This is a genomic window from Bradyrhizobium sp. CB1717 (assembly GCF_029714325.1).
Lineage (GTDB): Bacteria > Pseudomonadota > Alphaproteobacteria > Rhizobiales > Xanthobacteraceae > Bradyrhizobium.
In genome coordinates this window covers 1765086-1779870 of sequence record NZ_CP121666.1, presented here as the reverse complement: position 1 = coordinate 1779870, position 14785 = coordinate 1765086, and the positions used below count along the sequence as shown (strand labels likewise).

Annotated in this window: 11 protein-coding genes; 4 read left to right on the top strand and 7 right to left on the bottom strand. The window is 66.2% G+C overall.

Annotated features, from left to right (window positions below):
• Nucleotides 1-107 precede the first annotated feature (107 nt).
• Entirely contained in the window at nt 108-1016 is a 909-nt protein-coding gene (locus QA649_RS08520) for a PaaI family thioesterase (RefSeq protein ID WP_283023779.1), read from the top strand.
• 68 nt (nt 1017-1084) lie between these two features.
• On the top strand, nt 1085-1450 hold the full coding sequence (locus QA649_RS08515) for a hypothetical protein (protein WP_283023778.1): 366 nt from the start codon (nt 1085-1087) through the stop codon (nt 1448-1450).
• Here the strand turns inward: QA649_RS08515 and poxB are convergent.
• From poxB to QA649_RS08500, 3 genes are all read right to left on the bottom strand, one after another.
• Nucleotides 1447-3183: a ubiquinone-dependent pyruvate dehydrogenase gene (gene poxB / locus QA649_RS08510; RefSeq protein WP_283023777.1), complete on the bottom strand. Its 1737-nt coding sequence runs from the start codon at nt 3181-3183 to the stop codon at nt 1447-1449. The two genes, QA649_RS08515 and poxB, sit on opposite strands and share 4 nt — an antisense overlap.
• A gap of 110 nt (nt 3184-3293) precedes the next feature.
• Entirely contained in the window at nt 3294-3926 is a 633-nt protein-coding gene (locus QA649_RS08505) for a 2-dehydro-3-deoxy-6-phosphogalactonate aldolase (protein WP_283023776.1), read from the bottom strand.
• A 13-nt stretch (nt 3927-3939) separates the two neighbouring features.
• Nucleotides 3940-4854, bottom strand: a complete 915-nt coding sequence (locus QA649_RS08500) for a 2-dehydro-3-deoxygalactonokinase (protein ID WP_283023775.1) — start codon at nt 4852-4854, stop codon at nt 3940-3942.
• A 210-nt stretch (nt 4855-5064) separates the two neighbouring features.
• Between QA649_RS08500 and QA649_RS08495 the strand changes: the two genes are divergently transcribed.
• Entirely contained in the window at nt 5065-6162 is a 1098-nt protein-coding gene (locus QA649_RS08495; RefSeq protein ID WP_283023774.1) for an LLM class flavin-dependent oxidoreductase, read from the top strand.
• A gap of 57 nt (nt 6163-6219) precedes the next feature.
• Nucleotides 6220-6774, top strand: a complete 555-nt coding sequence (locus QA649_RS08490) for a flavin reductase family protein (protein WP_283023773.1) — start codon at nt 6220-6222, stop codon at nt 6772-6774.
• Nucleotides 6775-6963: 189 nt separating this feature from the next.
• On the opposite strand, the gene QA649_RS08485 is transcribed toward QA649_RS08490, so the two are convergent.
• From QA649_RS08485 to QA649_RS08470, 4 genes are all read right to left on the bottom strand, one after another.
• Nucleotides 6964-8832, bottom strand: a complete 1869-nt coding sequence (locus QA649_RS08485) for a sigma-54-dependent Fis family transcriptional regulator (RefSeq protein WP_283023772.1) — start codon at nt 8830-8832, stop codon at nt 6964-6966.
• Nucleotides 8833-8928: 96 nt separating this feature from the next.
• Nucleotides 8929-12231, bottom strand: a complete 3303-nt coding sequence (locus QA649_RS08480) for a carboxyl transferase domain-containing protein (protein ID WP_283023771.1) — start codon at nt 12229-12231, stop codon at nt 8929-8931.
• A gap of 12 nt (nt 12232-12243) precedes the next feature.
• Nucleotides 12244-13965 (bottom strand): AMP-binding protein, encoded by a 1722-nt coding sequence (locus QA649_RS08475; RefSeq protein ID WP_283023770.1) that lies wholly within the window; start codon nt 13963-13965, stop codon nt 12244-12246.
• 148 nt (nt 13966-14113) lie between these two features.
• Nucleotides 14114-14785: an aspartate/glutamate racemase family protein gene (locus QA649_RS08470; RefSeq protein WP_283023769.1), complete on the bottom strand. Its 672-nt coding sequence runs from the start codon at nt 14783-14785 to the stop codon at nt 14114-14116.

Sequence of the window (14785 nt, the reverse complement as noted above, 5' to 3'; positions counted from 1 at the left end):
TGCTTTGGCCTGCCCTGTCGAGGCCAAACCGCCCCCCGGGGCCGGCGTCCCGGGCGAGGCGTATTTGGGGTTTTGCGCGGCGGCGGGCGCTGGTCTAGAACAGCGCCATGTCCACTGTACCTGCCACGCTCCCGTTCGAGGAACTCGCCGAGGCCATCAAGGGCCGCCGCTCCGACTACGGCCATATCAGCGGGCTTCAGCTCGATCGCTTCGCACCTGGCGAGGCCTGGTCCAGCCTGCCCTATCGTCCCGTCTTCGTCGGCGACACCGAGACCGGCGTTCTGCATGGCGGCGTCGTCACCGCGATGCTGGACGAGAGCTGCGGCATGGCGGTGCAACTCTCGCTCGACGGCACGCGCGCCATCGCAACCCTCGATCTGCGGATCGACTACCAGAAGCCGGCGACGCCCGGCCTCGACATCAAGGCGCATTCGGTCTGCTACCGCACCACGCGCTCGATCGCCTTCGTGCGCTCCACCGCCTATCAGGAATCCGAGGACGATCCGGTCGCGACCGCGACCGCCTGCTTCATGATCGGCGCCAACCGCACCAACATGCTCGCCGACCGCCGGATGGATGCGCGCAGCATTCCGACGCTCGAGGCGCCTGAGGATCCCGATGGTCCGTTCGCACGCAGCCCGTTCGCGCGCGCTCTCGGCATCCGCGTCAACGACGACGGCACGCTGACCATGCCGTTCTCGCCAAAGATCATCGGCAATCCGATCCTGCCCGCGATCCATGGCGGCATGACCGGCGCCTTCCTCGAGACCACGGCCATCATCGGGGTCGCGCGCGAACTCGGCGCCGCCACGCCGCCCAAGCCGATCGGACTCACTGTCAACTATCTCCGTTCCGGCCGCGCGCTCGATACCTTTGCCAACGTCTCGATCGTGAAGCAGGGCCGTCGCATCGTGACCTTCGAGGCGCGTGCCTGGCAGGACGATGCGGACAAGCCGATCGCCACCGCCTTCGGTCATTTCATGCTGCGGCCGACGCCCGGAAGTGACGAGGAATAGACGTATTTTCCCTTGACGGAGGGGGGCCGGGCCACAACGATAGCGCGGTTCCTGCGAGAGGTATTGGATTGCGGCATCCGATCGACATCGTTGCCATGTTCGCTGCGATCTGGCTGCTCGCCTCGATGGTGCTCGACGCGCTGACGCCGAAGGAGCTGACGGCGATCATGATCGCCATCGCGATCGGGCCCGCCATCGTCATCACCGCCGTGTTTTACTATCTGCGCTGCCCGCGCACGGATTTCGCAGTGATCTTCGCGGCACTCTGGCTGATCTCGGATATCGCCATCGCCTTCATCTCGCCGAAGGAGCTGCCGCATTTCCTGATCGTGCTCGGCTTCGCCCCGGCCCTGCTGATCGGCATCGTGCTGCACTGGCAGCGCTTCCAGCGCCGCCACGAGCAACTGCCCGCGCCGTCGGTGAAGCGCAGTTAGCGCGGCAGCAAATTCGTCTTCGCGAGATCGAGCACCTCGTCACCGCGGCCGTTCATCACGGCACGCAGCACCCAGAGGCTGAAACCCTTGATCTGCTCGGGCGTGATGGTCGGCGGCATCGACAGCTCCTGCTTTGCGGTGACGACGTCGAGCAGTGCCGGCCCGTTATGGGCCAGCATCTCCTTCATCGCGCCCGGAAGCTCGCCGGGGTCCTCGACGCGCTTCGCAAAGATGCCCATCGCGCGTGCCATCGCCGCGAAGTCGGGGTTCTCCAGGTCGACATTGGTGTCGACGAAACCGGCCGCCTTCATCTCCAGCGCGACGAAGCCGAGCACGCCGTTGTTGAAGACGACCACCTTCACCGGCAGCTTCATCTGCGTCAGCGTGATCAGATCGCCCATCAGCATGGTGAAGCCGCCGTCGCCCGACAGCGAGATCACCTGGCGGCCGGGCTGGGCGGCCTGCGCGCCGATCGCCTGCGGCATGGCATTGGCCATCGAGCCGTGCACGAACGAGCCGATCAGCCGGCGCCGGCCGTTCATGTCGAGATAGCGCGCGGCCCACACCGTCGGCGTGCCGACATCGGCGGTGAACACGGCGTCGTCGGAGGCGTGGTCGCTGATGATTTTTGCGAGATATTGCGGATGGATCGGCTTGCTGCCCGGCGTACCCTTGGCGAGCGAGTCCAGGCCTTCGCGCGCCTTCCTGTAGTGGGCGATGGCATCGTCGAGATGCCGGCGCTGCGTCTTGGTCTTGAGCAGGGGCAGCAGCGCCTCGATGGTCAGCTTGACGTCACCGACGAGACCAAGGTCGATCTTGCAGCGCCGCCCGAGATTTTCCGGGCGGATGTCGATCTGCGCGACCTTCGCGTCGGTCGGAAAGAACTGCTTGTAGGGAAAATCGGTGCCGAGCATCACCAGCGCGTCGCAGGCATGCATGGCGGCGTAGCCAGAGGAGAAGCCGATGAAGCCGGTCATGCCGACGTCGTATGGGTTATCGTATTCGACATGCTCCTTACCGCCGAGCGCATGCACAATCGGGCTCTTCAGGGCTTCGGCCAACTGCATCAGCGGCGCATGCGCGCCGGCGCAGCCGCGGCCGCAGAACAGCGTGATGCGCTCGGCACCGTTCAGAAGATCGGCGAGCGCCTGCAGCTCATCCGCCTGCGGCACGACCTTCGGTGCCGCCAGCGCAAGCCCGCGCGCCGTCGACAGCGCACGCTTGGGCGGCGAACGGAACGCGACATCGCCGGGCATGGCGACGACGGCGACGCCGCGCAGGCCCACCGCCGCGCGGATGGCGTTTTCCAGCACGTAAGGCAGCTGGCTCGGGTCCGAGACCAGCTCGCAATAATGGCTGCATTCGCGAAACAGATTCTGCGGGTGGGTCTCCTGGAAATAGCCGCCGCCGATCTCGGCGGTCGGAATTTGCGCCGCGATCGCCAGCACGGGGACGCGGCTGCGATGCGCGTCGAAAAGGCCATTGATCAGATGCAGATTGCCGGGGCCGCAGGAGCCGGCGCACACCGCAAGGCTGCCCGTCATCTCGGCTTCACCGGCGGCCGCGAAGGCTGCGACCTCCTCGTGGCGAACATGGATCCATTCGATGGTACCGCGGCGGCGCAGCGCCTCGGTCAGGGCGTTCAGGCTATCGCCGACAATGCCGTAGATGCGCTTGACGCCGGCCTGTTCGAGCGTTGCCACGAACAGATCGGCCACGTTGTTGATCGCCATGTCGGTCCCCTGCTGTCGCCAGTCGCACGTCTACGATGCTCGAATCTCAGCATCGCGGCACAATGCGGCACAATAAGCCACGGCAGGATCACGGCTAGTTTATTGCCGGTTCAGTCTTTCACAATCGCCCGATCATAGGCCGCGATCGTCACCCTTGCGCGCGCTGCGACATCGGCTGCACTCATGCCGGGCTTGTAGAGGCTGGAGCCGAGCCCGAACGCCGTCACACCACCCTTGATGTACTCGGCAAAGTTCTGGTCGGAGACGCCGCCAACGGCGGCGATCATCACGCCTGCCGGCAGCACGGCGCGGATCGCGGCGATGCCGGAGGCACCGAGCACGCTCGCCGGAAAGAATTTGAGGCCCGATGCGCCGGAGCGCGCCGCCAGCAGCGCCTCGGTCGGCGAGAACACGCCCGGCAACGTCACCATGCCGTGCTGATGCGCGCGCGCCAGCACGTCGGTGTCGACATTGGGCGAGACCATCAGCCTGCCGCCGACATCGTTGAGACGATCGACGTCTGCGGCAGTCAGCACCGTGCCGGCGCCGATCAGCACGCCAGCGGGAGCGAGCTTCACGGCAAGCCCGATCGAGCGGAACGGATCGGGCGAGTTCAGGGGAATCTCGATCGCGGTCATGCCGGCCTCGATCAGCACGCCGACGATCGCCTCGGTCTCTTCGGGCTTGACGCCACGGAGGATCGCGACCAGCGGGCGCTGCATCGGCGGAAAGGGAACGCTCATCTCAAAAGTCCTTCTATTTCGTCCAGATCGCCGCTGCCGCCATCGACAGGCCACGGCGGACCGCTTCATCCGCATCGATCGGCTGCACGTTGACCGACAGGGCATCGAAGGCGTGCCGGTACAGCGTCGCCAGGCGGCCCGAGGCAATTAGCGTGATGCCTGCTTTCGGCACCGTGCCGCTAAGCCCTGCCGCCAGCTCGGCACCGATCAAGGTGCCCGACAGCGTTTCGCGCGCCGCAGCCGGCGTGCCGCCGAACAGCAGCTGCCTTGCGCGCGCGCCGAACAGCAGGTTCGCCGCAAAGGCGGGTGCTTCATACGCAGCTTTCACCGCCATCTTGAAGCTCGAAACGTCCTCGGCGTCATCGGCGCCGGCGACCGCGAGCGACAGGATGGTCTCGCGCGAGACCACGCTGAAGAGCTCGCCGGTCATGAAGGTGGAAAAGCGCATGACCGTGCCATCAGTCACGCGCACCCATTTCGAATGCGTTCCTGGCATGCAGACCAGCGCCTCGCCGGCGGCCTGAAGACCGAGCGCGCCAAGCAACTGCGTCTCCTCGCCGCGCATCACGTCCGGCGTTTTTGCGTCGCGCTGGGCGATGCCAGGCAGGATGCGGATGTCGCGGGCCTCGCCCGGCACGCGCGCGGCCTGCTGCAGGACGGCGGAGAGCGGCGCCGGCGTGTCGACATAACCGGCCTCGACCCATCCCGTCTTGGCGCCGGCCATGCCGCAGACGAGAACCGGCAGATGCGCGGGTGCCTCGACTGCAGCAAGGTGCGATTGCAGCACACCGGCAAAGCCGGCCTTCGCCGCGGCCAACATGCCCTCGCCGCTGCGCCGCTCCGACAGTATCTGGCCGGCGCGATCGACCAGCCACAGGCGAAAACTGCTGGTGCCCCAGTCCACCGCGACATAGGCGGGTTCGGTCATCGTATCCTCGTCTCACCGGCAAGACGCCGTCTCGCGACAATGAGACGGTGCCTTGGAAATCTGCCCCGGGATATCGGCTATTGCGGCCGCAAACCAGCCTTTTCTCGCAGGTCTGAGGCGCGAGGCGCGCTGGCACACCGCTTGCTGAAGCGTCTCCACTCACATCCGTGAACCGCGCAGCAAGACGCGTCAATTATGGAGAGGAAACCCATGGAGATCGGCTATTTCACGATGCCTTCGCATCCGCCGGAGTGCGGCCTGAAGGAAGGAAACGACTGGGACCTGCAGGTCATGCGCTGGCTCGACGAGCTCGGCTATCAGGAGGCCTGGGTCGGCGAGCACCACACCGCGCCCTGGGAACCCAATCCCACGCCGGACCTGCTGATCGCGCAGGCCTTGATGCAGACCAAGAAGCTTCGCATCGGACCGGGCGGCTTCCTCTTGCCCTATCATCACCCGGCCGAGCTCGCCAACCGCGTCGCGATGCTCGACCACATGTCCGAAGGCCGGCTCAATTTCGGCGTCGCGGCCTCGGGGCTGCCGAGCGACTGGGCGATGTTCAACGTCGACGGCATGAGCGGGCAGAACCGCGACATGACGCGCGAGGCGCTGGAGATCATCCTGAAGCTCTGGTCCGATCCCGCGCCCTTCACCTACAAGGGCAAGTTCTGGACGGTGACCAAGCCGGACACGATGTTCGATTTCCTGAAACCCCACATCAAGCCGCTGCAGGCGCCGCATCCGCCGATCGGCGTCGCCGGTCTGTCGAAGAACTCGGACACGCTGAAGCTTGCGGGCGAGCGCGGCTTCATTCCGATGAGCCTCAACCTCAACCCGGCCTATGTCGGCAGCCACTGGGATTCGGTCGAGATCGGCGCGGCCAAGACCGGGCGCAAGCCGAACCGGCAGGACTGGCGGCTGGTGCGCGAGGTGTTCGTTGCCGATACGGATGAGGAGGCCTGGAGGCTCTCGACCGGCGACATGATGGGCCGGATGATGAGCGAGTACTTCCTGCCACTGCTCGGCCATTTCGGCTTCAAGGATTATCTGAAGCACGCGCCCGACGTGCCCGACAGCGATGTGACCGTCGAATATTGCGCCAAGCGGAACTGGATCGTCGGCTCGCCCTCGACCGTCGCCGAGAAGATCGAGAAGATCTACGACGAGGTCGGCGGCTTCGGCGTGCTGCTGGTGTTCGGCTTCGACTACAAGCACAAGGCCGAGGCCTGGCACCACTCACTCTCGCTGCTGAAGAACGAGGTGATGCCGCGCCTGACGCATCTCGGCTCCGCGAAGAAGGCGGCTTGACCCGATGCGGGTGCGGCGCGATCGTGCCGCACCCGCATTCATTTGGGAGATTTCCGCGTGTCGGTGGACGCCAAGGATTTCAAGCAGGCGATGCGCCAATGCGCCGGCGCCGTGGCGCTGGTCACGGTCGGTGCCGAGCATGGCAAGCGCACAGGCCTGACGGTGACATCGGCCTGCTCGCTGTCGGACAACCCGCCGTCGCTGATCGTCTGCGTCAACCGCAATGCCAGTGCGCACGCGCGCATCCGTGAGGAAGGCGCGTTTGCGATCAACTTCCTGCACGAGGATCACGCGATGCTGGCGCTGACCTTCAGCGGCCAGAAGGGCGTCAACGGCGACGACCGTTTTGCCTTCGGGCAGTGGACCCGCGGCGCAACCGGCGCGCCGCTGCTGACGGATGCGGTCGCCGCGTTCGACTGCGTGCTGGCGCAGGAGTTCGAAACGAAGACGCATTCGATCTTTGTCGGCGAGGTCCGTGGCGTCTCGCATGCGGATGCCGCCAAGCCGCTGGTCTATCTGCGCGGCCATTTTCACACGCCGCACGAGATGCGCGAGACGGTCGCGCTCGGCGACCTCGATGCACGGCATCTAAGCTGGACGGATTTTTCGTAGGGGCGTTTACGCTCCAAGCGCGGTGCCCTTCCTTCTCCCCTTGTGGGAGAAGGTGGCGCGAAGCGCCGGATGAGGGGTTCTCTCCGCGAACTCAGATGAGAGATGTGCTCGCGGAGAGAACCCCTCACCCGTCTCGCCGCTACGCGGCGAGCCACCCTCTCCCACAAGGGGAGAGGGGACGAAAGAGCACTACTGCGCCGTCTCGATCTTCATCGCTTTGATCTTGCGATACAGCGTTGCACGGCTCAGCTTCAGTGCACGCGCTGCTTCCGTCACGTGGCCACCATGCTTGCGTAGCGCCTCGACGATCGTGGCGCGCTCGGCCGCCGCGAGATCCGGCTCCGTCGTCCTTCCACCAAACGGCGGCAGATCGAGATCGGCATCCGTGATGACACTGTTCTCCGCCGTGCAGCCGGCGAGCCGCAGCACGTGACGGAGCTGGCGCATGTTGCCGGGATAGGGATAGGCCGAAAGCAGTGCCCAGGCCTCGTCCGACAGCCGGCAGTTCGGCGCCTCCTCGCGCGCGATCTGGCGGATGATGTCGTCGCGGTCGGCGCGCTCGCGCAACGCCGGCAGGTGCACCTCCATGCCGCGGAGACGGAAATAGAGGTCGGCGCGGAAGGCACCCTCTTCCGCCATGCGGCCGAGATCGCGGTGGGTGGCGCTGATCAGGCGGATGTCGACGGCTACAGGCTTGAGCGCGCCGAGGGGCCAGACCTCGCGGTTTTCCAGAACGCGCAAGAGGCGCGTCTGCAGCGCGATCGGCATGTCGCCGATCTCGTCGAGGAACAGCGTGCCGCCATCGGCCTGCACGATCAGCCCCTTGGAGCCCTCGCGCCGCGCGCCGGTGAAGGCACCGGCCTCATAGCCGAACAGCTCGGCATCGATCAGGCTTTCCGGCATCGCCGCGCAGTTCAGCGCGACATAGTTGTTGCGCGCGCGATTGCTCGCGGCGTGGATGGCGCGGGCGAACACGTCCTTGCCGACACCGGTCTCGCCATGCAGCAGCACCGGCAGATTGTGATCGCCGATGCTTCGGAGCCGCTTCACGCTCTTGACCAGGCCGGGATCGCGGCCGGCGAGCCGATGCAACGCGTCGAAACGATCGGCGGGCGCATCGCGGCGCGGCGCCTGCAATTTTGCACGCAGCGGCGGGGCAACATGCCCCTGTCCCAACGGGCTGCCGTCGGCGTGGCGCAGCTCGACCATCTCGTCCGTGCCACGCGCGGCATGATGATCGAACCTGATGTAGCGCGACAGATCGATGCCGGAGGCGATCAGGCCGTCTGTGAGGCCGAGCAGCGCACGCGCCGAGCGGCAGGCGCCGACGATGCGGCGGTCCTCATCATAGGCGATGAGGCCGCTACCGCCGTCGCCGGGCACGGTCGCGATCCAGGCATTGCGGAAATGGCCGCGGAAGATCGCGCCTTCCATCCGCCGCGTCGCCTCCATCGTCACCGCGAGCGCGAGCTGATGCGCGGCGCGCTCGAGATCCTCGCGGCAGGAGGTGATGTTCACCGCGCCTGCAAGCCGCCCGGCCTGGTCGAACAGCGGCGCCACGGCGCAGGAGAACATGTGCCATTGCGCGCGAAAATGCTCGTCGCGGTGCACCAGGATCGGCTTCTGCTCGGCGAGCGCGGTGCCGAGCCCGTTGGTGCCCTCAAAAGTCTCGGCGAAGTTGGAGCCGGTGTAGATCTTCCAGTCCAGAAACATCTTTGCGTCGGCTTCGCCCGGCAGGCGGCTGAACAGCATGGTCGCGTTCGCATCCGCGAGATTGACGCAATAGCCGGCGTCGCGCAGCACACGGGCGAGATCGTCGAGCTCGGGCGTGGCGAGCCTGATCGTCTCTTCCATGGGCTCGGCGATGTGACGGATCTCGGCTTCGGTCAGCGTCTGCGGCGGGCCCTGGCGGGCGGGATCGAGCTTGTGGCTGATCAGGCAGCGTCGCCAGGAATCGGCAATCCGCGAGGAGGCATCGACGTCGGCCAAGCGGTCAGTAACCTGATTGGCGACGGACAAGACACGGGCGACATGGTTCGAGGCCGAAAGGCTGGCCATCGCGGACGTCTCCACCCTGTATTATTGTGCAAAGTCTGGCACCACGGATGGGGATGTCAATCGGGAACAGGGAACGCAGCTATTGCTGCACCGCCCTCACCACGTGTCGATGCACGGCCGCTTCTTCGCCGTCCGCGCCGGCGGCTTCGGCACTGAGCGCAAGCCCGCCATGATCCAGCGCCGCGTCTCGGCGGGGTCGATGACGTTGTCGATCTCGAACACCGAGGCGATCGAGACCGCCTTGCCGTTGGCGTAGAGCTCGGCGACCTTGTTGCGGTAATAGGTCTCGCGCTCCTCGGGATCGGCGATCGCCTCCATCTCCTTGCGGAAGCCGAGACGGACATAGCCCTCCAGGCCCATGCCGCCGAACTCGCCGGTCGGCCAGGCCGCGGTGAAGAACGAGGCGTGGAAGCCACCGCCGATCATCGACTGCGCACCGAGGCCATAGCCCTTGCGCAGCACGATGCCGAAGAGGGGCACGGTGAGGCTGGCGCCTGTCACGAACATGCGCGAGACGTGGCGCACGATCGCGGTCTTCTCGGCCTCCGGGCCGACCATGAAGCCGGGCGTGTCGCAGAGCGAAACGACGGGTAAGTCGAACGCATCGCAGAGCTGGAGAAAGCGCGCGGCCTTGTCGCCGGCATCGGCATCGATGGCGCCGCCGAGATGGCGCGGATTGTTGGCGATCAGGCCGAACGGTTTTCCTTCGATGCGGATCAGCGCGGTGATCATGCCGACGCCGTAGTCGCGGCGCAGCTCCAGCACCGAGTCCTTGTCCGCGACGAGGTCGATCACACTGCGGATGTCGTAGACGCGCAGGCGGTTCTCGGGGATGGCGCGGCGGAGCAGGCGCTGGTCGGCGGCTTCCCAATCCGTCACCGCGCCCTGGAAGTAGGAGAGGTATTTTTGCGCGATGCGCGTCGCCTCCTCCTCGTCCTCGACGAGAATATCGATGACGCCGTTCGGCGACTGGAACGTAACCGGGCCGACCTCCGCCGGATGATAGACGCCGAGCCCGCCGCCCTCGATCATCGCCGGGCCGCCCATGCCGATCGAGGCGTTCTTGGTGGCGATGATGACGTCGCAGCAGCCGAGCATCGCCGCGTTACCGGCAAAGCAATAGCCGGAGACGACGCCGATGACCGGCACGAGGCCGGAGAGCCTTGCGAACTGCACGAAGGAGGGACCGTCGAGGCCGGTCATGCCGAGCCGGTCGGTGTCGCCGGGACGCCCGCCGCCACCCTCGGCATAGAACACCAGCGGCACGCGCCAGTCCTCCGCCAGCGTCAGCATGCGGTCGATCTTCTTGTGGTTCATGTGGCCCTGCGTGCCCGCAAGCACGGTGTAGTCGTAGGCCACGACGATGCAGCGCGCGCCTTCCGGACCGAATTTCCCGGCATTGACGGTGGCGACGCCCATGACGAGGCCGTCGGCCGGCGTGTTCTTGATGAGATCGTCGAGCTTGCGCCGGCGCCGCTGCGCCGCAATCGCAAGGCTCCCGTATTCCATGAACGAGCCGTCGTCGACGAGCTGAGCGACATTCTCGCGCGCGGTGCGCTGGTTGGTGTTGCGGCGGCGCTCGACCGAGGCGGGGCGGTTTTGGTCGAGCGTATTGGCCTGGCGCGCGATCAGCTCGGCGAGATCGGCGCGGATGTGGTCGAGATCGATGTCGGCTTCCGCCGCCGCGCTGTCGGCCGCGACGTCGAGCGGCTCCAGATACATGATCGCTTCGCCATGCATCAGCGTGACGCCGTCGCCGGCGACGAGTTTTGTCACACGCCCACCCTGCTCGGCCATGACGAGGTGCTCCATTTTCATGGACTCGATTACGGCGAGCTGCTGGCCGGGGCGCACGACCTCGCCTTCCTTGACCTGAATGGTGACGATGGTCCCTTGCAGGGGCGCTGCGACCATGACCGCGCCTTCGGGCACGGCTGGCGCGACATGCGCTTCCGCACCGTGACCGACGCGGTCGGTCGCCGCAAAGTAGAGCGGCTTGGCCGCTCCTTCCTCTGCCTCGACCAACTTTGCGATGTTGCGATCGATAAAATCGGTCGCAATACGGTTCGTCCTGAAGTCGGGATGCGCCAGCACCGCCTGGAGGAAGGCGCTGTTGGTGACGACGCCGTCGATCCGGAACTCGCGCAGGGCGCGCGACGCCTTGGCGACCACATCATGCCAGGCCTCGCCTGGCGTATGCACGATGACTTTCGCCAGCAGCGAGTCGAACGCCGCGCTGGTCTTGTAGCCGGCATAGCCAAAACTATCGACGCGGACGCCCGGTCCCGACGGCGGCTCGAACACCGCGAGCACGCCGCCGGTGGGGTGGGTCGCGCCGGTCTCGTCCAGAGTCTCCATGTTGACGCGGAGCTGCATGGCATAGCCGCGCGGCTTCGGGATCGAGCCTTGCGCGAGGTCGAGGGAAGCCAGCGAAGCGCCCGCGGCGACCGCGAGCTGGGCGCGGACGAGATCGAGGCCGAGCACCTCTTCCGTGACGGTGTGCTCGACCTGGAGCCGTGGATTGGCCTCGATGAAGGCAAAGCTGTCCTCGGCGGTGCCGTCGACCAGGAATTCAAAGGTGCCGAGATTGTCGTAAGCTGCCGCCGTCGCCAGCTGCTTCGCAGCCTCGATGATGCGGCCGCGTAGGGGATCGCTCAGCGACGGGCTCGGCGCCACCTCGACCAGCTTCTGGTGCCGGCGCTGGATGGTGCATTCGCGTTCCCAGAGATGGGAGATCGCGCCGTGCCGGTCGCCGATGATCTGGACCTCGATGTGACGCGCCTGCCGGATCAGGCGCTCCGCATAGACACCATCGAAGCCGAACGCCGCCTTGGCCTCGGACTGGCAGCGCGCATAGGCCTCGGCCAAATCCGCAGCGTTCTCGACCACGCGCATGCCGCGGCCGCCGCCGCCCGCCATCGCCTTGATCACGATCGCCGCATTGCTGCCGAGCGAGGTGAAGAATGCCGAAATCTCCTCCAGCGACGAGGGGCCGCTGGTGCCGGCGATGATCGGCACGCCGCAGCGCTTGGCCAGTTGCCGCGCCGCGACCTTGTCGCCGAACAGTTCGAGCGCCGTCACCTTCGGCCCGACGAAGGTGATGCCGGCGTCAGCGCAGGCTTTTGCGAATGCCGCGTTCTCGCTGAGAAAGCCGTAGCCGGGATGCACGGCATCGCAACCGACAGCCTTCGCCGCCTTCACCACGGCGTCGATGTCGAGATAGGCCCGCGCGCCGCGGCCGGGGATTTCGACCGCCTCGTCGGCGACCCGGACATGCAGCGACAGCGCATCGTCGGCGGGATGGATCGCGACCGTCGCGATGCCGGCATCGGCCGCCGCGCGCGCGATGCGGATGGCGATCTCGCCGCGGTTCGCGATCAGTAGCTTTTTGAACGACATCGTCTCTCTCACTCAGACAGCAGCAGGAAGATTTGGATTGAGGTCCTGCTTCTTCACCTTGCCCGTCGCCGTCAGCGGCAGGGCTTCGATAATACGCACTTCCGGGATCTTGTAGATGGCCATGCGCTCGGCGCACCAGGCGCGCAGGTCTTCCGCGGAGATGGTGCCGACCGCCTCCGGCTTGAGCTGGATATAGGCGACCGGCACCTGCCCCTTATCGAGATCGTCGCGCCCGACCACGCCCGAGCCCAGCACCTTCGGATGCTGGCCGAGCAGCGCCTCGATCTCCGGCGGGAATACGCTCATGCCCTTGACCTTGAGCATCTCCTTGCGGCGGCCGAGGAAGTGCAGAAAACCGTCCTTGTCGATGGTACCGATGTCGCCGGTGCGCAGCCAGCCGTCGACGAGCGACTCCGCGGTCGCCTCCGGCTTGTTCCAATAGCTCTTGAGCAGCGACGGCGTACGCACGCGGATCTCACCTTCGGCGCCGAGCGGCAGCAGCGCGCCGGTCTCGAAATCGGTGATCTTGAACTCGGCGCCGGGGACCGGCAGGCCGACGAAGATCGGCTGGTTGTTGAGATCGAAATCGTCGTCCTGGAAACCGGCGGTAAACGTGTTGGAGGTGTGGGTCTCGGTCATGCCCCAGGCCGCCTCCATCAGGATGGTGCCGGTGAGGTCCTTCCAGCGCCTGCGATAGTCGGCGTTGAGCTTCTTGACGAAAGAGACGACGCGCACCTGCTTCAACGACGACAGGTCGAACTCGCGCCAGCGCGGATGGTCCATCAGCTCGACCGCTCCGTCCACCGGCATGGCCGTGATGGTGACCTTGTACCTGTCGATCGCGGCCATCGCGCCGACGGCGTCCCAGCGCGCGAGCAGCACCAGCGTCGCGCCGGAGAACAGCGGGAAGATCAAGCCAAAGTTCTCGCCGGCGATCCAGAATTCCGGAAAGAACGACAGGAATACACTGCTCTCGTCCGACAACACCGAAATGCCGTAATTGGCGGCCGCCGTGTAGACCATGTCGCGATGAGTATGGACGCATCCCTTGGGCATGCCGGTCGTGCCGCCCGTGTAGTTGAGCGCGGCGACATCATCGAGGCCGGGCGGCGGCAGCGGCGTGGGCGCCGGCATCGCGGCGAGCGCCGGCAGCAGGTCGGTGGCGCCCGGGACCGCGACGCGCGGCGCGCGGATCGAGTCCGGCGTCGGGAACGCCGGCACAGACGGCACCACATCGGCAAAGCTGGTGACGATGATCTCACGCAGCTTCACATCGGTCCTCACCTGCTCGACGACGGGAACGAGCTGGTCCAGCGCCACGATCACTTCGGCCTGGGTGTCGTTGAGCTCGTAGGACAATTCGAACGCGCGCGACAGCGGGCTGACGGGGACGTGGACCGCGCCGAGCTTCAAGATGCCAAAGAACACGATGTGGAATTGCGGGCAGTTCGGCAGGAAGACGGCGACGCGATCACCCTTGTGCACACCCTTCGCCTGCAGCAGCGCCGCAAAGCGATCGCTCTGCCGATCCAGATCGGCATAGGTGGTGACGTGCCCGTAGAAGATCACCGCGGGCCGCTCCGGGCTCCGCTTCGCCCAGGCGCGCAGATATTCCGTCAGGGGAACTTCGCCGTGCAGATAGTTCGGCGAGCGCGGCATGCCGTTCGGCCAGGCCTTGTCCGACAGGCCGCGCAAGGTGGCGAGATAGTCCTTCTCGTTGAGGCCTGCACTCATGGCGTCTTTTCCCGTGCTGCTTTTCTTATCGCGAGGGACACAATCTGCCGTCACTCGACCTCGTTACACGTCGAGCACGGCAGAGTTCATGTCAAGGAAAACAGTTTTCCGCAGCACGGCCGATGCCGCGACGCGGAAAAACCAGACACTACGAGCTGATGAGACGAATGATCCGCCGCACGGCGGACGGGATCGGCGCGATAACAGGCACGGTGAACATCGGCTGAAGCTCGCGCGCCGCTTCGCCCAGCGGCCCGCCGCCGATGATCACCGCCTCAGCGCCGTCCTGTGCAATGCAGGCCTCGACCGCGCCGGCGAGCGCTGCGCGCAGCCGCGCCGGATCGCGCATCAGCACCTCGGGATCGCCGCCGGCAAAGCGCGAACCGGTATAGCGCGAACGCAATCCCAGCGTATCAGGCAATGCATCGATCTTCGCTTTCAGCAGCGGCGTCGTGGTCGCGACGCCGAACCGGCGACCGTTCTCGGCGGCTTCCAGCATCGCGGATTCGCCGATGCCCACGGCAGGCAGCGTCATCGCCGCCTTGATCCCGGCGAGGCCTGGATCGCCGAATGCCGACACGATGATGCCGTCGCACTCGCCGCCACGGACACGCGCAATCTCCTCGACCTCTGAAGCAGCAGCCGCCAGCGCATCCGCCGAGACGATCATCGCGGGCGCACGCGTTGCCGTGGCGCCGACAATATCGAAATCATCGGCGGCAGCGGACCTGGCGATCGCCATCATCATCGTGGTGGTCGCCTCATTGCTGTTCGGATTGATCAGAAGGATGCGGCGGCGCCGGTCGGAGTCTTGGCCCAT